Origin of the sequence: Streptomyces sp. NPDC002602 (assembly GCF_042889445.1) — a bacterium.
Taxonomy (GTDB): domain Bacteria; phylum Actinomycetota; class Actinomycetes; order Streptomycetales; family Streptomycetaceae; genus Streptomyces.
Genome location: NZ_JBIAQX010000015.1, coordinates 1 through 18,867 on the forward strand (window position 1 = coordinate 1; position 18,867 = coordinate 18,867).

Genomic DNA, 18,867 nt, shown 5'->3' on the forward strand with positions numbered 1-18,867 from the left:
ACACAACACCCTGCCACCCACAACCCCCACCCCCGCCACCCACCCCCACCCCCCGCCCGACCCCCACCCCCAGCCACGCCGGCGCTTGAGGCGCCCGGCGCAGCCGGGACCGACAGCAACCAACCCCAAGCCGGCAAGACGGCACCCATCCCCCGCCCGGCCAGGGCAACGGCTACACCACCCCGAACACCGGCACCCACACCCCCTCCGCCACCTCGCGGAACGCCACCTCCAGCGGCATCCCGACCCGCAACCCACCCCCGACGAGCCCACCCCCGGCGGGCCCGCCCCCGACCGGCCCACCCCCGGAGACCACACCCCCGCCCCCGAAGAACCCGTCCCCGGAGAACCCGTCCCCCGAGGCCGACACCAACTCCGTCATCAGCCGCGGCCCCTCCTCCAGATCCACCACCGCCGCCACGTACGGCACCCGCTCCCCGAACGGCGGCAGGTCGTTGCGGTGGATCACCGACCACGTGTACAGCACGGCCCGTCCCCCGGCCTGCTCCCACGTCACGCGCTCCTCGCCCGCCCAGCAGTACGGACAGAACTCGCGCGGGTAGTGGTGGGCACGCCCACAGTCCGCGCAGCGGCGTACGAGGAGCCGGCCCTGCGCCGCCGCGTCCCAGTACGGGCGGGTGAAGTCGTCGACCTCGGGCAGGTCGTACCGGACGGTGTTCACAGGAAGAGCCCCATCGCCGCGTCGAGTGACCAGGCCTGCCAACCCATCGCGAACAGCGCGACGACCGAGATGAGCGCCATCATCGCGTTCTGCCCCTGCTCGGCCCAGTCGTGGATCATCAGCACCAGGTAGAGCAGGTTCAGCAGCAGTCCGCCGATCAGCGCCACGGGCGTCAGCAGGCCGAGCACCAGGCCCAGTCCGAGCGCGAGTTCCGCGTAGACGACCACGTAGGCCATGAGTTTCGGCCTCGGCCGGACGACCGTGTCGAAGCCGCCCTTCACGAAGCCCCACCGGTGCTTGCCCGCGACGTCGGCGGCCCAGGCGATGCCGGTGCCGCGTTCGAACCAGCCCTTCTTGTCCTTGTGCCGCCAGCTCTCCAGCCACCACAGGCCGAGGCCTATCCGGAGCACGGCTGTCCATTCGGCCCCGCTGAGCCAGATGGTCTGCATCGGCGTCCTCCACCCCTCTCACGATCTGACGGTACGTCAGTTGAGCGGATCCGCACCGATCCCGCAAGGCCCCGCACACCGAACCCCGAGAGACACCCACACCGAACCCACGAGCACCCGCACCGAACCCACGAGCCCGCGCACAGGCCCCCCGCGAGACACCCGCACCGATCCCGCAAGGCACCCGCACCGAACCCACGAGCCCCCACACACAGACCCCCCGTGATCGATCCGCAATCGATTCCCTCCTCGTCCGAGACCCACCAACTCTGTGTGTCGATACGATCACTCCTCATGCCCGAAGCTCCCGACATGACCACCCAGCCCCGCCCGACGTACGTGATCGGCGCCGGTCCCGGCGGCCTCGCCGTAGCCGCCGCCCTGCGTACCCGCGGGGTCCGCGCCGTGGTCGTCGAGAGGTCCGACGCCGTCGGCTCCTCCTGGCGCCGCCACTACGACCGGCTCCACCTGCACACGACGCGACGGCTCTCCGCCCTGCCCGGCCTGGCCGTGCCGCGTCGCTTCGGACGTTGGGTCACGCGCGACAACGTGGTGCGCTACCTGGAGAAGTACGCCGAGTTCCACGAGCTGGAACTGGTCACCGGGGTCGAGGTGACACGGATCGAGCGGGCCGCGGACGACTCCGGCTGGACCCTGCACGCCAGCGGCGGCCGGGAGTTGGCGGCCGGCGCCGTGATCGTGGCGACCGGGTTCAACCACACCCCCCGGCTGCCCGAGTGGCCCGGCCGGGAGGCGTACGGCAAGGAGCTGCTGCACGCCGCCGACTACCGGGCCGCCGCCCCGTACGCGGACCGCGACGTACTGGTCGTCGGCGTCGGCAACACCGGCGCCGAGATAGCCGTAGACCTCGCCGAGGGCGGCGCCGCGCGGGTGCGGCTCGCCGTGCGCACCGCCCCGCACATCGTGCGCCGTTCCACCTGCGGCTGGCCGGCCCAACGCACCGGGATCCTGGTGCGCCGGCTGCCCGCATGGCTGGTGGACCGGCTGTCCGCGCTGGTGGCGAGGGCCTCCGTCCCGGACCTGTCGGCGTACGGGCTGCCCCGCCCCACCACCGGCCTGTACAGCAGGGTCAGGCAGGGTGCGATCCCGATCCAGGACGTCGGCCTGATCGACGCCGTCCGGTCCGGCCGGGTCGAACCGGTCGCCGCCGTGGACTCCCTCGACGGCGACGAGGTGGTACTGGCGGACGGTACGCGGATCGGTCCGGACGTCGTGATCGCGGCGACCGGCTACCGGCGGGCCCTGGAGGGCCTGGTCGGCCACCTCGACGTACTGGACGACCGGGGACGGCCGCGCGTGCACGGCGCCCGCACTCCCGCGCACGCCCCCGACCTGTACTTCACCGGTTTCACCAACCCCATCAGCGGCATGTTCCGCGAGCTGGCACTGGACGCCCGGAAGATCGCCAAGGCGGTGGCCCGCAGGGACCGCGCCCGCCCCTGAGCCCGGGTCCCGCACCGCCCCGACCGAAGCCCCGCCGAAGCCCCACCGAACCCCCGCCGAACCCCCGCCGAACCCCCGCCGAACCCCCGACCGAAGAGCCCGACCGAAGCCCCGCCCAGGCCCCACCGAGGCCCCGCCGAGGCCCCGCCGAGGCCCCGCCGCAGCCCAGACCGCCGCCCTCGCCCGAGCCCCCGGCGGCCTCGGCCGAATCCCGCCTGGACCCGCGGTGGGGGGATCTGCCACCGTTCACCACATCACCTCCACCACCTTTCCTGCGCAGGCCTGTTCCTGACGGCGCGTCAGTTCAGTAATCTGACTACGCGTCAGTTAGCGCATTCACGTCGTGCATTCGCGTTGTGCGCTCATGAGTTCGGTTCATGGAGTTCATCGAGCAGGAGCGGGCGGAACGATGCTTGGATCTACTCACGGCACCCTCACCACCGACTTCCGCGCACGCGTCGAGGCCTGCGGGGAGACCCCCAGGACGGCCGTCCACTCCACGGCGGCGCCGTCCGCCGAGGACGCGGTCGCCCTGGACGTCAGCGGTCGCCCCCTGCACGCCGAGGTCCCCGACCTGGACCGGTTCTTCCGGCCCGAGTCGGTGGCCGTCATCGGCGCCTCCGACGCCGAGGGCAGGCCGAACACCGGCATCACCCGGCAGCTCCTCGCCTGGGCGCAGCGGGTCGGCGCCCGGATCCACCCCGTCCACCCGACCCGCGCCACCGTCTTCGGGCTGCCGTGCCACGCCTCGGTGGCCGACCTGCCCGAGCAGGTGGACCTGGCGGTCCTGCTCGTCGGCGACCCGCTGCCCGTCATCGAGGAACTGGCCGAGGCCAAGGTCAAGTTCGCGGTGGCCTTCGCCTCCGGTTTCGCGGAGACGGGCGACGCCGGGGCCGCCGCCCAGGCCCGGCTGTCGGCCGCCGTCGAACGCTCGGGCCTGCGCCTGCTCGGCCCGAACACCAACCTCAACGCCTTCGAGGCGTTCCGCGAGGACCTCGAAGGCCCGGCCATCGCGCTGATCACCCAGTCCGGCCATCAGGGCCGGCCCGTGTACACGCTCCAGGAGCTCGGCATCCGGCTCTCGCACTGGGCGCCGACGGGCAACGAGGCCGACCTGGAGACCTCCGACTTCATCTCCTACTTCGCGGAGCGGCCCGAGGTCGGCGCCATCGCCTGTTACGTCGAGGGGCTCAAGGACGGCCGGTCCTTCCTGCTGGCCGCCGACCGGGCCGCCCGCAACGGGGTGCCGGTCGTCGCCGTCAAGGTCGGCCGTACCGAGACGGGCGCCCGGACGGCCGCCTCCCACACCGGGAAGCTGACCGGCGCGGACACCGTCGTGGACGCGGCCATGCGCCAGTTCGGGGTGATCCGGGTGGACGGCCTGGACGAACTCCAGGACACCGCCGCCCTGCTGGCGCGGGCCCGCAAGCCGTTGGCGGACGGCGTGGTCGTGTACTCGATCTCCGGCGGTACGGGTGCCCACTTCTCCGACCTGGCCACCGAGGCGGGCCTGAGCCTGCCGACCCTGACGCGGGCCAAGCAGGACGAGCTGCACCAGTGGATCCCGGAGTACCTGAACGTCGCGAACCCCGTGGACAACGGCGGTCACCCCGTCGGCGACTGGCGCGGCCGCAAGATCATCGACGCGATCCTGGCCGACCCGTCCGTGGGCGTGCTGATCTGCCCGATCACCGGCCCCTTCCCGCCCATGAGCGACAGGCTGGCGCAGGACCTGGTGGACGCGGCCGAGCAGAGCGACAAGTTGATCTGCGTGATCTGGGGTTCCCCCGTCGGCACCGAGGAGGCTTACCGCACGACCCTGCTGGGCTCCTCCCGCGTCGCCACGTTCCGCACCTTCGGCAACTGCATCACGGCGGTGCGGGCGTACCTCGGCCACCACCGGTTCACCGCCTCCTACCGTTCCCCCTTCGACGAGGCACCGCGCACGCCCTCGCCCTCGTACCGCAAGGCGCAGGCCCTGATGCGGCCGGGCCAGCAGCTCAGCGAGCACGCGGCGAAGCAGTTGTTGCGGGCGTACGGGATACGGGTCCCCCGCGAGCAGTTGGTCACCAGCGCGGCGGCGGCCGTCCGCGCGGCCGGACTGGTCGGCTACCCGGTGGTGATGAAGGCCTCGGGCCCGCAGCTCGGTCACAAGACGGAGCTGGGGCTGGTGAAGATCGGCCTGACCTCCGCGAGTCAGATCCGCGACGCGTACCGGGAGCTGACGGACATCGCACGCTACGAGAACGTCCCGCTGGACGGGATCCTCGTCTGCCAGATGGTGGAGCGCGGCGTGGAGATGGTCGTCGGCGTCACCCGGGACGACCTCTTCGGGCCGACCGTGACGGTGGGTCTCGGCGGGGTCCTGGTCGAGGTGCTGCGCGACACGGCGGTACGGGTGCCGCCGTTCGGCGAGGACCAGGCGCGGGCCATGCTGACGGAACTGCGCGGCCATCCGCTGCTGGAGGGCGTACGGGGCGCTCCGCCGGCGGACGTGGACGCGCTGGTCGAGGTCGTCCTGCGGGTCCAGCGGATGGCGCTGGAGCTGGGCGACGTGCTCTCGGAGCTGGACGTCAACCCGTTGATGGTCCTCCCGCGCGGCCAGGGCGCGGTGGCGCTCGACGCGCTGGCCATCTGCCGCTGACCGGCCGCCGGGACGTCTCCTTCGGCACGGGGCCGGGCGCCGCGGCCCCGGCAGGATCCGAAAGAGCCGCCCTGGTCCCCCCGCCCTCCCGCCCCCGGACCGACTGGAGCCCGTACCCCATGACCGCACCGGACACCACGAGCACACCGGACACCACGACCGCACCGGACATCGAATCGCTCGTGCTGCACCGCACCGAGAACGGCGTTTCCTGGATCACCCTGAACCGCCCCGAGGCCATGAACGCCGTCACCATGGAGCAGCGCGAGCGCGTCATCGCGCTGCTCGACGAGGCCTCGTGCGATCCCGCCGTCCGGGCCGTGGTGGTCACCGCGACCGGCAGGGGGTTCTGCGCCGGCGCCGATCTGCGCGGGGGGCCCGCCGCAGGCGAGCGGGTCGCGGGGGACGTGGCCCGGTTGATCCGGTCGGGGGCGCAAAGGTTGATCACGGCGGTCCTCGACTGCGAGAAGCCGGTGATCGCCGCGGTGAACGGGACGGCCGCCGGGATCGGCGCGCATCTGGCACTGGCCTGCGATCTGGTGATCGCGGCGGAACCGGCCCGGTTCATCGAGGTGTTCGTCCGCCGCGGGCTGGTCCCGGACGGCGGGGGCGCGTACCTGCTGCCGAGGCTGCTCGGACCGCAGAAGGCCAAGGAGTTGATGTTCTTCGGCGACGCCGTGCCCGCCACCGAGGCCGAACGTCTGGGCCTGGTCAACAAGGTGGTCCCGGCCGAGGCCCTGGAGGCGACGGCCCGGGAGTGGGCGGAACGCCTCGCGCAGGGCCCGACCCGGGCCATCGCCATGACGAAGCAACTGGTCAACGCCTCGCTGGACGGCGACCGGGCGACCGCCTTGGCCGCCGAGGCCACCGCCCAGGAGATCAACATGACCACCGCCGACGCGAACGAGGGCGTGGCGAGCTTCGTGGAGCGCCGCACCCCTAAGTACCTCGGTCGCTGAGAACAGGCCCAGGACCGCGACCACGACCGCGACCACGACCGCGACCCACGACCGAGACTCACCGCCGGGGGCCGCGACCGGGTACTACATCTGCGGGTCGGGCTTCAGCAAGGCGAACATCGCCCCCGCCGGGTCGGTGAGGAACGCGATCCGGCCGACGCTCGGCACGTCGGCGGGCGGCATCAGCACGGTGCCGCCGTTCTCGGTGGCCCTGGCGACGGTGCCGTCGACGTCCGGCGCGTTGAAGTACGGCACCCAGCCCGTCGGCCCTCCGCCCTGCGAGGGGGCGACGCCGCCGAACGAGCCGTCCTGCTGGTCCCCGTCGGCGATGCTGAGCACGCGGTACGTCATCTCGGGCGTCGCCTGCATCTCCGCGTGCCGCCAGCCGAACACGCCGTTGTAGAAGGCGATGTCCCGGGCCGGGTCCGGTACGTGCAGTTCCACCCAGATGAGGCTGTGGGGGGCGGAGCCCAGCTCGAAGCCCGCGGTCCGGCCGGGCTGCCACAGGGCGAACTCCGCGCCCTGCGGGTCGGTGGCCTGCGCCAGCCACCCCTGCCCCATGACGTCGGTGGGCTCCATGCGGATCGTGCCGCCGCCGTCCTTGATGGCCTGGACGGTGGCCTGGATGTCGCGGGTGTCGAAGTGCACCATCCAGGCCGGCTTCGCCCCTTCCTCGGTGAGCGCGCCGATCGCGGCGACGGTCTTGCCCTCCAGCCGGAAGAACCCGTAGCCGCCGGTGTCGGGGCCGGCGGAGACGAACTCCCAGCCGAAGAGGGCGCCGTAGAAGGCCGCGTCCCTGGCGATGTCGGGGCTGCCGAGGTCGAGCCAGTTGGGCGAGCCGGTACGGAAATCGGTGCCGAGCATGAGGATCCTCCTGGGTGGACGGGGCCGGCGGGACGGGTGCCACGATGCCGAGCCCGCGCGGGGCAGCCGGGCGTTCGAGTCCACGCGAGGCGCCGGTTTCACCCGTACGGGGGCATTTCGCCCCACCGACCGTCCCGCAGGCCCGACCGTCCCGCCGAGCCACCCCACCGAGCCGCGCCGCCGACCCGCCGAGCCACCCCGCCGACCCGACCCGCCACACGCCGCACGCCGCCCGCGCCCGCCGCCCCGCCATCGCCATCGCCTCGTCCGCCGGGCGGATCCACCCCATCCCGCCCGACCCTTCCTATCTGACGCTCCGTCAGCTTCAATCGTTCCTGTGATGGGACACGCAGGGATGGCGGCCACCGTCGTCCGATACCTCAGGTCAGTGGGCTCCCCCACCTCCGCCGCGGCGGAGCCGGAACCCGTCAACACGCTGCCGCGCCCCGACCTGCGAGCCGTCGGCGAGAACGAGCGCGCGCCCGTCAGCCCCGCCGAGTTCCGGTCCGTGCTGTCGAACTTCGCCAGCGGGGTCACGGTCATCACCGCCCCGCCCGGCGCGGACGAGGACGGGCCGGCCGGTTTCGCCTGCCAGTCCTTCGCGTCGCTCTCCCTCGACCCGCCCCTGGTCACGTTCATGGTGGCCCGTACGTCGACCACCTGGCCGCGCATCGCCCGCGCCGGGGTGTTCTGCGTCAACATCCTGGGCGCCGAACAGGGCGTCCTGTGCCGGTCGTTCGCCGTGAGCGGCGCCGACAAGTTCGCCGGCGTGCCGCACCGCCCGAGCCCGGTCACCGGCTCTCCGCGGCTCGACGGCGTGCCCGCCTGGATCGACTGCCGGATCCACGCCGTCCACACCGGCGGGGACCACCTCATCGTCGTCGGCCGCGTCGAGGCCATGGGCGCGGACGGCGAGGGCGACCCGCTGCTCTTCCACAAGGGCCGCTTCGGCCGCTTCACGGGCTGACGCCCCACCCCGAAGGGCCCGGCCGGCGGATTCCCCGCCGGCCGGGCCCTTCGCCGTCCGCCTTCCGTCTCTCGAGGTGACGCGCAGGCGGCTCAGAAGGTGAGGACCCCGCGGGCCACCCGGCCGTGGTGGGCGTCGTCGGCGGCCTTGGCGAAGTCCTCGATCGGGTAGACCTCGGTGACGAGTTCGTCCAGCAGCAGCTTTCCCTGCCGGTACAGCTCCGCGTAGAGGGCGATGTCGCGCTGGGGACGCGAGGATCCGTACCGGCAGCCCATGATCGTCTTGTCCAGGTACAGGGACGACACGAGGAACGACGCCTCTTCCTTGAAGCCCGGCACGCCCAGCAGGATCGCCTGCCCGTGCCGGTCCAGGAGATCGACGGCCTGGCGGATCAGTTTCACGTTGCCCACGCACTCGAAGGCGTGGTCCGCCCCCGTGGGCAGGATCTCCCGCACCGCCGCCGAGGAGTCCGCGACCGCCGAGGCGTCGATGAAGTGGGTGGCGCCGAACTGCCGGGCCACCGCCTCCTTCGCCGGGTTGGCGTCCACCGCGACGATGGTGGTCGCGCCCGCGATCCGCGCGCCCTGGAGCACGTTGAGCCCGATGCCGCCGGTGCCGATGACGACGACCGACTCGCCCCGGTCGACCCTCGCCCGGTTCAACACCGCCCCGACGCCCGTCAGGACCCCGCACCCGATGAGCGCCGCCGAGGTCAGCGGAATGTCCGCGGGGATCTTCACCGCCTGCACGGCCTTGACGATCGTGCGTTCCGCGAAGGCCGAGTTGGAGGCGAACTGGAACAGCGGTTTCCCGCCCCGCGAGAACGGCTGCGCCGGCATCCCGATCGCCTTGCGGCACATCGTGGGCCGGCCCCGGTCGCAGTCCGCGCACGCCCCGCAGTTCGCGAGGGTGGACAGGGAGACGTGATCGCCGGGCACCACGTGCGTGACCCCGGCGCCGACCGCCTCCACGACGCCCGCCCCCTCGTGCCCCAGCACCACCGGCGGCGGGAAGGGGATCGTCCCGTCGATCACCGACAGGTCGCTGTGGCACAGCCCGGCCGCCGCTGTCGCGACGAGCACCTCTCCCGGCCCCGGATCGCGGATCTCCAGATCCTCGACCACCTGGGCCTGCTTGCCGTCGAACACGACGCCTCTCACCTGGGCTCCTTCGGCAGGCCGAGCACGCGCTCGGCGATGATGTTCCGCTGGATCTCGTCCGAGCCGCCGTAGATCGTGTCGGCGCGGGTGAACAGGAACAGGCGCTGTTCCTCGTCGAGTCCGAGTTCGTACGGCAGGTCGGGCGCCCAGTCCGCGGGTCCGGCGGAGGCCGCCGCGCCCCGGACCGCGACCGCGAGTTCCCCGAGCCGCTTGTGCCAGCCGCCCCACAGCAGCTTGGCCACGCTCGGCGCGCCCGCGTCACCGGCCGCGCCCAGGGTCCGCAGCGCGTTCCACCGCATCGTGCGCAGCTCGGCCCACTGCCGTACGAGACGGTCCCGCAGCACGGGGTCCCCCGCGCCCGCCGACCCGCGCCCGGCCGCACCCGAGGTCGCGCCCGAGGTCGCGCCGGAGGCCGTGTACGCCGCCAGCACCCGTTCCAGCTCGGCCGCGAAGCCGATCTGCTGGACCAGGGTGGAGACCCCGCGTTCCAGGGCGAGCAGTCCCATGGCCACCGACCAGCCGTTGCCCTCGCCGCCGACGACCTCGGCGGCCAACGCACCGTCGAAGAAGACCTCGTTGAACTCCGCCGTCCCCGACATCTGCCGGATCGGCCGGACCTCGACACGACCCGGCTGGTCCATGCGCACGAGGAGGAACGACAGCCCCGCGTGCCGCCGCGACCCGGCCTCCGTCCTGGCCAGGACGAAGCACCAGTCCGCGTCCCGTGCCAGGGAGGTCCAGATCTTCTGCCCGGTCACCCGGTACGGTCCGCCCGGGACGCCCGGATCCCGGACCGCCTTCGTACGGACGCCCGCGAGATCGGACCCGGCGCCCGGTTCGCTGTACCCCTGGCACCACAGCTCCTCGCCCCGCGCGATCCCGGGCAGGAAGCGTTCGCGCTGCTCCCGGCTCCCGTGGGCGATCAGGGTGGGGGCCAGGAGGTTCTCCCCGATGTGGCCGACCCGGCCGGGCGCGCGCAGCGCCGCGTACTCCTCCGCCCACACCACCTGCCCGGTCAGGGAGAGCCGCCGCTGCCCGTAGGCCCCGTCCGGGACCTCCCAGCCCTGCCCGATCCAGCCGCCGGCGCCCAACTCCCGTTCCCAGGCGCGCCGCGCCGCGACCTCCTCGTGCTCGCTGCCGGGTCGGCCGAGGCCGACGGTCCGCTCGTACGGTCCGACGAGGTGCCCCGCCAGCCACGACCGGGCGCGGGCGCGCAGCGCCTCGTCCTCGGCCCCGAAGCTGAAGTCCACCGGCCCCCCTCTACGCGTTGGGGCGGTCCTTGGCGGCCGCCGCCTTCGCCATGGCTTCGAGCTGCGCGAGCATCGGCATCGGGTCGGTGCCGACCGTCCCGGGGAGGAAGTCGGCGATCTTCTCCGGGGTCCAGGAGCCCTCCGCGTACCCGGCGCGCAGCTCGCGCGGCTGGGCCCACACGGCGATCTTCGGGCCGGCGATCGTGTAGACCTGCCCGGTGATCCGCTCGCCGCCGACGGCGACGGCCCGGTCGGAGAGCAGGTAGGTGACCAGCGCGGCGACGTCCTCGGGCTCGCCGATCTCCTTGAGTTCCATGGGCACGTTGGCCGACATCCGGGTACGGGCGACGGGCGCGACGGCGTTGGCCGTGACCCCGTACTTGGCGAGCCCGAGTGCGGCGGAGCGGACCAGGGAGATGATCCCGCCCTTGGCGGCGCTGTAGTTGGCCTGGGCGACGGAGCCCTGGTGGTTGCCGCTGGTGAAGCCGATCAGGGTGCCGCCGCCCTGCTTGCGCATGACGGCGGAGGCGGCGCGGAAGACGGTGAAGGTGCCCTTGAGGTGGGTGGCGACGACCGGGTCCCACTCCTCCTCGGACATGTTGAAGAGCATCCGCTCGCGCAGGATGCCCGCCACGCAGACGACCCCGTCGATCCGCCCGTACCGGGCGAGCGCGGTGTCGACGACGCGCTGTCCGCCCGCCATCGTGGAGACGTCGTCGGCGACGGCCACGGCCTCGCCGCCCGCCGCGACGATCTCCTTGACCACCGCCTCGGCTATCTCGCTCGTGGGTTCGCCGCCCTCGATGCCGACGCCGTAGTCGTTGACGACGACCCGGGCGCCCTCGGCGGCCGCGGCGAGTGCCACGGCCCGCCCGATGCCCCGGCCCGCGCCGGTGACGGCGACGACCTTGCCTGCCAAGAAGTTCCCCACGCCCGACCCCTTCCCGCGATTTCTGACGGACCGTTAGATTCTATGGGCAGGCGGACGCGCCCGCACAAGCCCCTGTTGGGTTCCACATGGCAAGGAGCTGATGAGTCAGATGGGCATGCCCGCCGAGTTCCGCGACATCGCCAAGCGCGTCAACAACTGGGGCCGCTGGGGCGCGGACGACGAGATCGGCACCCTCAACCTGATCACCGACGAGATCGTCCGGGCGGCCGCCGCCGAGATCCGCACCGGCCGCCGGATCCCGCTCGCGCTCCCGCTCAAGGAGGACGGGGTACAGGTCGGCATGATCCCCGGCCGGATCAACCCGCTGCACACGATGGTGCAGGTCAACCAGGAGATCTTCGGCCCGGGCACGGTCGCGTGCAGCGACGACGCCGTGACGATGGGGCTCCAGTGCGCCACTCACTGGGACGCCCTCACCCACGTCTCCCACTCCGGGAGGATCTACAACGGCCGCCCCGCCGGCACCGTCACGGCGCACGGCCGGGCGGAGTTCAGCGGCATCGACAAGGCGGGACCCATCGTCTCGCGCGGGGTCCTGCTGGACGTGGCCCGCGCCAAGGGCCTGGACCGACTCCCGGGCGACCACGCCGTGACGCCCGAGGACCTCGCGGAGGCGGAGGAGTTCGGCGGGGTGACCGTCCGCGCCGGGGACATCGTCCTGGTCCGCACGGGCCAGATGCAGGCCTACCTGGCCGGCGACAAGCACGGCTACGGCTTCCCGTCACCCGGCCTGTCCGTCCGTACGCCCGAGTGGTTCCACGCCCGGGACGTGGCGGCCGTCGCCAATGACACCCTGACCTTCGAGATCTTCCCGCCGGAGATCGACAACCTCTGGTTGCCGGTGCACGCGCTGGACCTGGTGGAGATGGGCATGCACCAGGGCCAGAACTGGAATCTCGAAAAGTTGTCCACAGCCTGTGCAGAAGAATCCCGCCACGCGTTCCTCCTCTCCGCGATGCCCGAACCCTTCGTCGGCGCGGTGGGCACCCCGGTGGCCCCGGTCGCCATCCTCTGACCGGCCGGCAGCCCCCACGGCCACCCGGGGCGACGGCCGGGGCGGGCGGCGCCGGGCATCCGCCCCGGGGCCCGGTCGTGGGCCCCGAAGCGGGTTCGACCTGCGGGTGGCGGCGACGCGCATGCACGCCCCGAGCGCGGCACGGCAGCCGCCACCCCACGACCCGCACTCGTCAAGGCAGGACCTTGGCGTCCCCTCGCGACGAATCGCTCCACACCAGAGTGATCAAGATGTGACGAACCGTCAACACCTCGTTAGAGGTACACGCGGGGTTCCCGGTTCTGGTCAAAATGTTCGGAAGGTTTCCGGAGGCCGTCCGCGGCGCAGTCCGCGGCCGCCTTCTCCGCGCGGTCGACCTCGCACCAGATCCGCTTGCCGGCGCCCTCGGGCTGCCAGCCCCAGCGGTCCGCCAGGCCGTCCACCAGCTCCAGGCCGCGCCCGCCCGTGTCGTCCCCGGCCGCCTGCCGGCGGGCCGGCGCCCGGTCGCTCGCGTCGGCCACCTCGACCCGCACGCCCGGGCCCCCGAACAGCATCCGCAGCACCGCCGGACAGCCCGTGTGGACGACGGCGTTGGTGACCAGCTCGGAGATCAGCAGGATCAGGGTCTCGGCGAGCGGTTCGTCGTCCCCTATGCCGGAGCCCGCCAGCCTGGAGCGCGCCCACCGGCGTGCCCGGCCGACCTCGGCGGGGTCCGCGCCTACTTCGAGCTGAACCTGAAGCACCTGCACCGCTCACACCATCCGAACCGGCGGACACTTCGCCTCACGACGGAACGGGATCACGATCCGTGACCCCCTTGCGGAGCAGCATGGTTGACGTACAGTCACCACAACAAGCGCTTCGGGCATATTCCCGCGCGAAGGAGTAGGCGTGGTGCATACTGTGCGGCGCTCACGCCGCTCAACCGCTCGCATTCGTCGGAGCGTACCGGAGCGAGCACCCGACTCCGGTCCGTAATGTGCCGGGCGAAGGACACAAACCGATATCAACTCTCTGTAATCAGACATGCGTCCCGCCGTGTCCCTCCCGTGCCTCTGCGTCATACCGAGCCGGCACCCGGGCGCGGGCCCTTCCGAACGCCTTCCGAACGCCTTCCGAACGCCTCCCTCCGGATGCCATCCCCCGGGTACCCCGCCCAGCCCCCGCTACACCGCGCCCTCCGCCAGGCCCGTCCCCGGCAGGTCCGCCGCCAGCAGTTCCTCCGCCTCTCCCGCCGTGCGCCACTGCTCCGCCCGCACCCAGGCCCGCTTCAAGTGCAGGTGGACGTCGGCCTCCCAGGTGAACCCCATGCCGCCGTGTACCTGGAGGCAGTCCCGGGCGTTGCGCACGGCCGCCTCGTCCGCCAGGAGCTTCGCCGCCGCCGTCTCCACGGGGTCACCGGTCACCGCCGCCGCGTAGACCGCCGTACGGGCCAGCTCGGCCCGTACCAGCATGTCCGCGCACAGGTGCTTCACCGCCTGGAAGGAGCCGATCGGGCGGCCGAACTGCTCGCGCTCCCCCGCGTACCGGACCGCCAGCTCCAGCGTCCGCAGGGCGCTCCCCACCTGGAGCGCGGCCGTCAGCAGCGCGCCCTCGTCGCGGTGGGCGCCGGGCACGGGGGCCGACGCGACCCGGTGCAGCGGGGTCAGCGGGTCCGCGGAGCGCACCGGCTCGGCCGGGGTCGAGGCGAACCCCGGCAGCCCGAGCACGGCGTCCGCCTCCCCCCAGTGCGCCACCAGAGTCCCGTCCAGGTCCGAGGCCGTCACCACGGCGGTCCCGGCCGCGGCCCCCGGGACCGCCCCGGCCGCCAGGTGCGTGGCCACCAGCGGCCCCGGCACCAGCGCCCGGCCGGCCTCCTCGAAGACGAGGACCGCCTCCGGGAGGCCGAGCCCGACCCCGCCCTCGACCTCGGGGAGGCGCAGCGCGAAGAAACCGGCCTCGCCGAGCTCCCGCCACAGGTCCCGGTCCACGCAGACCCCCGACTCGACGGACGCCCGCAGGGCCTCGCGCCCGTACCGTCCGGCCAGCAGGTTCCGTACGCCCGCCCTCAGGTCCCGCTGTTCCTCGGTCGGCTGGAAGTCCACCGGCTCACCGGCCCTTCGGGAGGCCGAGGATCCGCTCGGCGACGATGTTCCGCTGGATCTGCGAGGTGCCCGCGGCGATGGTGTACGACAGGGACGAGAGCCGGTCCAGGACCCACTGCTCGTCCAGCACGAGGGAGCCCGCGCCGAGCACCAGGGCGGCCACGTCGTACAGCTCCTGTCGGGCGTGCGAGTAGGCCAGTTTGAAGACGCTGCCCCCGATGCCCGGGACGCCGCCGGAGCGCTCCGCTTCGCCGACGTTCCACTGCGTGAGCCGCCACAGGGCGCCGAACTCGCCGTGAAGACGTCCCAGGGCGCGCCGTACGACGGGGTCGTCCCAGCGCCCGTTCGCCTTCGCGGTGCGGGCCAGTTCCCCGAGGGTCCGCCGGCAGGCGACCACCTCGCCGACGAACGCCGTCCCCCGCTCGAAGGACAGGGTCACCATCGTGACCCGCCAGCCGTCGTCCTCGGCCCCGACCCGGTTGCCGACCGGGATCCGCACCTCGTCCAGGAACATCTCCGCGAACTCGGTCGATCCCGCGAGGGTGCGCAGCGGCCTGACCGTCACGCCCGGCGCGTCCATCGGCATGGCCAGCCAGGTGATCCCCCGGTGCTTGGGGGTGTCCGCGTCCACGGGTGCGGTCCTGACCAGCAGCTCGCACCAGTCCGCCACCTCGGCGTGCGAGGTCCAGATCTTCGACCCCGTCACGACGTACTCGTCGCCGTCGCGCACGGCGCGGGTCCGCAACGCCGCCAGGTCCGAGCCCGCGCCCGGCTCGCTGAACCCCTGGCACCACACCTCGTCGCCGCGCAGGACCGGCGGCAGCCAGCGCGCCCGCTGCGCGGCGGTGCCCTCGGCGGCGATGGTCGGGCCGGCGTGCAGCAGCCCGACGAAGTTGGCGCCGACGTAGGGGGCGCCGGCGCGCTCCGTCTCCTCCAGGAAGATCAGGTGCCGGGTCGGGCCGGCGCCCTGCCCGCCGGCGTCCACGGGCCAGTGCAGTCCGGCGTACCCGGCGTCGTACAGCCGGCGCTGCCAGCCCGCGTCGTACGCGCGCCGGCCGGGCCAGTCGTCGGGCGACGGCTTCGCGGGCAGTTCGGGGAGCACCTTGGCGAGCCACTCGCGCAGCCGGGCGCGGAACTCCCGTTCCTCCTCGGTGGGGGTCAGGTCCACTGGCGTTCCGCCCGCAGGCCCTTGTCGAGGTCGAGCCCCAGCATGCGGATGGCGTTGCCGCGCATCAGCTTGTAGACCGTCTCCTCGTCGAGGCCCTCGACGTGGTCCAGGGCGACCTCCTTGGTGTGCGGGAAGGTCGAGTCGACGTGCGGGTAGTCGGTCTCGAAGGTCGCGTTGTCGCGTCCGACGACGTCGAGCGAGGCGATGCCGTGCTTGTCGCGGAAGAAGCAGCAGAACATCTGCCGGTAGTAGTAGGTGGACGGCGGCTCGGGGATCAGGTCGCGGACCCCGCCCCAGGCCCGGTGCTCGCGCCACACGTCGTCGGCGCGCTCCAGCGCGTACGGGATCCAGCCCATCTGGCCCTCGCTGTAGGCGAGCTTCAGCGTCGGGAACTTCACCAGGACCCCGGAGAAGAGGAAGTCCATCATCGAGGCCATCGCGTTGTTGAAGCTGAGGGAGGCCTGCACGGCGGGCGGCGCGTCGGGGGACGCGGCGGGCATCTGCGAGGAGGACCCGATGTGCATGTTGACGACGGTGCCGGTCTCCTGGCAGACGGCGAAGAAGGGGTCCCAGTAGCCGGAGTGGATGGAGGGGAGCCCGAGGTAGGTGGGGATCTCGGAGAAGGTCACCGCCCGGACCCCGCGCGCGGCGTTGCGCCGGATCTCGGCGACGGCGAGGTCGATGTCCCAGAGCGGGATGATGCACAGCGGGATCAGTCGGCCGGCGCTGTCGCCGCACCACTCCTCGACCATCCAGTCGTTGTAGGCGCGCACGCAGGCCAGCGCGACCTCCTTGTCGTGCGCCTCCGCGAAGGTCTGGCCGCAAAAGCGCGGGAAGGTCGGGAAGCACAACGAGGCCTCGACGTGGTTGAGGTCCATGTCGGCGAGCCGCGCCTTGGGGTCCCAGCAGCCCCGGCGCATCTCCTCGCGGGTGATGCCCTCCAGGGTCATGTCGTCGCGGTCGAAGCCGACGGCGGCGATGTTGCGCTTGTACGGGAACTTCAGGTCCTCGTAGATCCACCAGTCGGTCGGCGGGCCGTCGGGATCCATGGTGATCACGTACTTGCCGCCCGTGTAGGCGAGTTCGCCGATGCCGGCGGTCAGCGGCTTGGGGCCGCGGTCACGGTACTTGGCGGGCAGCCACACGTCGAAGAGGTGCGCGGGCTCGATCACGTGGTCGTCGACGCTGATGATCCGAGGCAGTTCCATGGTGTCCCCTCGCCATATCTGATGGATCGTCAGAAACAAGCTAGCCCCGCCACCCCTGGACCGACAAGCGCCCGAGCCCTACGCTCTGCGCTGGATCTGACTAACCGTCAGTTAAGGGGGGTCCGCAATGACGGGCACAGGAACGGGCACCGGCAGGGAAGCGGAAACGAACGGCGGCGCGGGCACGGGCGCGGGCACGGGCACGGGCACCGGCACGGACCCGGGCGCGGGCACCGGCACGGGCACGGGCACCGGCACGGACCCGGGCGCGGGCGCGGGCACCGGCACGGGCACGGGCACGGGCACGGACGCCGGCAGGACCATCGCGACCGGCGCGACCCCGGCCACCACCTCCACCGCCACCGCCACCGCCACCCCGGCCACCACCGCCACGGACACCGCGACGACCCTCGCCATCGAACTCGCCCGCTCCCGGACCCTGTGGGAGCTCATCGACCGCCGGGCGGCCCTCACCCCCGACGCCCCGGTCCTCATCGAGGCCGCCGAGGACCCCGCCGACGACCGTTCCCTCACCTTCGGCGCCCTCCGCGACCGCTCCGAAGAGGTGGCCGCCGGTCTGTACGCGAAGGGCGTGCGGGCGGGCACGGTCGTCGCCTGGCAGTTGCCCACCCGCATCGAGACGGTCCTGCTCTCGGTCGCGCTCGCCCGCCTCGGCGCCGTCCAGTCGCCGGTCATCCCCTTCTACCGCGACCGGGAGGTCGGCTTCGCGCTCAGGGAGTCGAAGGCGGAGTTCTTCGCGGTCCCCGGCGTCTGGCGGGGCTTCGACCACACCGCGATGGCCGAACGGCTCGGCGCCCGCGGGATCTTCGAGGCCTACGGCTCCCTCCCCGCGGGCGACCCCTCGACTCTCCCGCCGCCACCCGCGTCCGGGACCGACGTGCGCTGGATCTACTGGACCTCCGGCACCACCTCGGACCCCAAGGGCGTCCTGCACACCGACCGCTCGCTGATGGCGGGAGGCTCCTGCCTGGCCCACGCCCTGCGCCTGACCCCGACCGACGTGGGCTCGATGGCGTTCCCGTTCGCCCACATCGCCGGCCCGGACTACACCGTCATGCTGCTGCTGTACGGGTTCCCGGCCGTCCTGTTCGAGAAGTTCGCGATGCCCGACGCACTGGACGGGTACCGGCGCCACGGGGTCACCGTCGCGGGCGGATCGACCGCCTTCTACTCCATGTTCCTCACCGAGCAGCGCAGGCAACCCGACCGCAGGCTCATCCCCACCCTCCGCCTCCTGGCGGGCGGCGGCGCCCCCAAACCCCCGGAGATCTACCACGCGGTGGTCCGCGAACTCGGCTGCCAACTCACCCACGGCTACGGCATGACCGAGGTCCCCATGATCACCATGGGGTCGCCCGACGACACCCCCGACAACCTCGCGACCACCGAGGGCCGCCCCCCGTCGACGATGTCGATCCGCATCACCTCACCCGACGGGACGCCGCTCCCCGCGAACGAGGACGGCGAGGTCCGGTTGCGCGGCGAGGCCGTCTGCCGGGGCTACCTGGACCGCGAGCAGTCGGCCGACGCCTTCGACGCCGACGGCTACCTCGTCACCGGCGACCTGGGCCACCTCACCCCGGACGGCCACCTCGTGCTCACCGGGCGCAGCAAGGACGTCATCATCCGCAAGGGCGAGAACATCTCCGCGAAGGAGATCGAGGACCTCCTGCACCGGCTCCCCGCCGTCGCGGACGTCGCCGTCATCGGCCTCCCGGACCCCGAGCGCGGCGAACGCGTCTGCGCGGTGGTCGAACAACCCCCCGGCTCGACCCCCCTGACGCTGGCGGACGTGACGGGTCATCTCCGCGCCCAGGGGCTCTCCCCCCACAAACTCCCGGAACAGTTGGAGGTGGTGGACGCGCTCCCCCGCAACGACGCCCTGCGCAAGGTCCTCAAGTACCGGCTCCGCGAACGCTACTCCTGAGCGGACACCAAGCACAGCGACCCGCGGTCGGGACGAGGGCGCGCGAGAGCAGGACGCGCCTCGCCCCGGACACA

Annotated in this window: 16 protein-coding genes; 6 read left to right on the forward strand and 10 right to left on the reverse strand. The window is 72.7% G+C overall.

Translation table 11 applies throughout. From position 1 onward, the window contains the following. Window positions 1–172 precede the first annotated feature (172 nt). Together ACFYW3_RS29730 and ACFYW3_RS29735 are read right to left on the reverse strand one after the other, a co-directional pair. On the reverse strand, window positions 173–682 hold the full coding sequence (locus ACFYW3_RS29730; protein WP_389387898.1) for a Zn-ribbon domain-containing OB-fold protein: 510 nt from the start codon (window positions 680–682) through the stop codon (window positions 173–175). Next, the gene (locus ACFYW3_RS29735; protein WP_389387899.1) at window positions 679–1,131 is read right to left on the reverse strand and encodes a DoxX family membrane protein; all 453 of its coding nucleotides are present in this window, start codon (window positions 1,129–1,131) and stop codon (window positions 679–681) included. The genes ACFYW3_RS29730 and ACFYW3_RS29735 overlap by 4 nt, the downstream gene beginning before the upstream one ends. A 294-nt stretch (window positions 1,132–1,425) precedes the next feature. Here ACFYW3_RS29735 and ACFYW3_RS29740 point away from each other — a divergent pair, with 294 nt between their 5' ends. The 3 genes from ACFYW3_RS29740 (at window position 1,426) to ACFYW3_RS29750 (ending at window position 6,198) form a co-directional block, all read left to right on the forward strand. Further along, window positions 1,426–2,595, forward strand: coding sequence for a flavin-containing monooxygenase (locus ACFYW3_RS29740; protein WP_389387900.1), 1,170 nt, complete (start codon window positions 1,426–1,428; stop codon window positions 2,593–2,595). A gap of 409 nt (window positions 2,596–3,004) precedes the next feature. Further along, window positions 3,005–5,239 (forward strand): acetate--CoA ligase family protein, encoded by a 2,235-nt coding sequence (locus tag ACFYW3_RS29745; protein WP_351758638.1) that lies wholly within the window; start codon window positions 3,005–3,007, stop codon window positions 5,237–5,239. A gap of 119 nt (window positions 5,240–5,358) precedes the next feature. Further along, complete coding sequence (locus tag ACFYW3_RS29750; protein WP_389387901.1) at window positions 5,359–6,198, forward strand: enoyl-CoA hydratase/isomerase family protein; 840 nt, start codon at window positions 5,359–5,361, stop codon at window positions 6,196–6,198. 84 nt (window positions 6,199–6,282) lie between these two features. Here ACFYW3_RS29750 and ACFYW3_RS29755 read toward each other — a convergent pair whose 3' ends face one another. Further along, complete coding sequence (locus tag ACFYW3_RS29755) at window positions 6,283–7,062, reverse strand: VOC family protein (protein WP_351758634.1); 780 nt, start codon at window positions 7,060–7,062, stop codon at window positions 6,283–6,285. Window positions 7,063–7,417: 355 nt separating this feature from the next. Between ACFYW3_RS29755 and ACFYW3_RS29760 the strand changes: the two genes are divergently transcribed. Further along, the gene (locus tag ACFYW3_RS29760) at window positions 7,418–8,029 is read left to right on the forward strand and encodes a flavin reductase family protein (RefSeq protein WP_389387969.1); all 612 of its coding nucleotides are present in this window, start codon (window positions 7,418–7,420) and stop codon (window positions 8,027–8,029) included. 92 nt (window positions 8,030–8,121) lie between these two features. On the opposite strand, the gene ACFYW3_RS29765 is transcribed toward ACFYW3_RS29760, so the two are convergent. The 3 genes from ACFYW3_RS29765 to ACFYW3_RS29775 are packed head-to-tail and all read right to left on the reverse strand — an operon-like array spanning window position 8,122 to window position 11,370. Beyond that, window positions 8,122–9,189 carry a Zn-dependent alcohol dehydrogenase gene (locus ACFYW3_RS29765; protein ID WP_351758632.1) on the reverse strand — a complete coding sequence of 356 codons (1,068 nt, stop codon included), beginning with the start codon at window positions 9,187–9,189 and terminating at the stop codon, window positions 8,122–8,124. Further along, window positions 9,186–10,439, reverse strand: a complete 1,254-nt coding sequence (locus ACFYW3_RS29770) for an acyl-CoA dehydrogenase family protein (RefSeq protein ID WP_389387902.1) — start codon at window positions 10,437–10,439, stop codon at window positions 9,186–9,188. The genes ACFYW3_RS29765 and ACFYW3_RS29770 overlap by 4 nt, the downstream gene beginning before the upstream one ends. A 10-nt stretch (window positions 10,440–10,449) precedes the next feature. Beyond that, window positions 10,450–11,370 carry an SDR family NAD(P)-dependent oxidoreductase gene (locus tag ACFYW3_RS29775; RefSeq protein WP_389387903.1) on the reverse strand — a complete coding sequence of 307 codons (921 nt, stop codon included), beginning with the start codon at window positions 11,368–11,370 and terminating at the stop codon, window positions 10,450–10,452. Between the two features lie 109 nt (window positions 11,371–11,479). Here ACFYW3_RS29775 and ACFYW3_RS29780 point away from each other — a divergent pair, with 109 nt between their 5' ends. Continuing rightward, complete coding sequence (locus ACFYW3_RS29780) at window positions 11,480–12,406, forward strand: cyclase family protein (RefSeq protein WP_389387970.1); 927 nt, start codon at window positions 11,480–11,482, stop codon at window positions 12,404–12,406. 254 nt (window positions 12,407–12,660) lie between these two features. On the opposite strand, the gene ACFYW3_RS29785 is transcribed toward ACFYW3_RS29780, so the two are convergent. From ACFYW3_RS29785 to ACFYW3_RS29800, 4 genes are all read right to left on the reverse strand, one after another. Beyond that, complete coding sequence (locus ACFYW3_RS29785) at window positions 12,661–13,134, reverse strand: ATP-binding protein (protein ID WP_351758624.1); 474 nt, start codon at window positions 13,132–13,134, stop codon at window positions 12,661–12,663. Window positions 13,135–13,551: 417 nt separating this feature from the next. Then, on the reverse strand, window positions 13,552–14,469 hold the full coding sequence (locus tag ACFYW3_RS29790; RefSeq protein ID WP_389387904.1) for an acyl-CoA dehydrogenase family protein: 918 nt from the start codon (window positions 14,467–14,469) through the stop codon (window positions 13,552–13,554). 4 nt (window positions 14,470–14,473) lie between these two features. Beyond that, window positions 14,474–15,637, reverse strand: a complete 1,164-nt coding sequence (locus tag ACFYW3_RS29795; protein WP_351758620.1) for an acyl-CoA dehydrogenase family protein — start codon at window positions 15,635–15,637, stop codon at window positions 14,474–14,476. After that, a complete protein-coding gene (locus ACFYW3_RS29800; RefSeq protein WP_351758617.1) occupies window positions 15,628–16,845 on the reverse strand; it encodes an amidohydrolase family protein in 1,218 nt (405 codons plus the stop codon). Before ACFYW3_RS29800 ends, ACFYW3_RS29795 begins: the two co-directional genes overlap by 10 nt. A gap of 127 nt (window positions 16,846–16,972) precedes the next feature. On the opposite strand from ACFYW3_RS29800, the gene ACFYW3_RS29805 reads away from it, so the two are divergent. After that, window positions 16,973–18,793 (forward strand): AMP-binding protein, encoded by a 1,821-nt coding sequence (locus tag ACFYW3_RS29805; protein WP_389387905.1) that lies wholly within the window; start codon window positions 16,973–16,975, stop codon window positions 18,791–18,793. Window positions 18,794–18,867 lie beyond the last annotated feature (74 nt).

Bases quoted from the DNA above. Each gene is read 5' to 3' on its own strand.
- ACFYW3_RS29750 (WP_389387901.1), top strand. From the start codon at position 5,359: ATGACCGCACCGGACACCACGAGCACACCGGACACCACGACCGCACCG.
- ACFYW3_RS29740 (WP_389387900.1), top strand. From the start codon at position 1,426: ATGCCCGAAGCTCCCGACATGACCACCCAGCCCCGCCCGACGTACGTG.
- ACFYW3_RS29780 (WP_389387970.1), top strand. From the start codon at position 11,480: ATGGGCATGCCCGCCGAGTTCCGCGACATCGCCAAGCGCGTCAACAAC.
- ACFYW3_RS29805 (WP_389387905.1), top strand. From the start codon at position 16,973: ATGACGGGCACAGGAACGGGCACCGGCAGGGAAGCGGAAACGAACGGC.
- ACFYW3_RS29745 (WP_351758638.1), top strand. From the start codon at position 3,005: ATGCTTGGATCTACTCACGGCACCCTCACCACCGACTTCCGCGCACGC.
- ACFYW3_RS29800 (WP_351758617.1), bottom strand. From the start codon at position 16,845: ATGGAACTGCCTCGGATCATCAGCGTCGACGACCACGTGATCGAGCCC.
- ACFYW3_RS29760 (WP_389387969.1), top strand. From the start codon at position 7,418: ATGGCGGCCACCGTCGTCCGATACCTCAGGTCAGTGGGCTCCCCCACC.
- ACFYW3_RS29755 (WP_351758634.1), bottom strand. From the start codon at position 7,062: ATGCTCGGCACCGATTTCCGTACCGGCTCGCCCAACTGGCTCGACCTC.
- ACFYW3_RS29735 (WP_389387899.1), bottom strand. From the start codon at position 1,131: ATGCAGACCATCTGGCTCAGCGGGGCCGAATGGACAGCCGTGCTCCGG.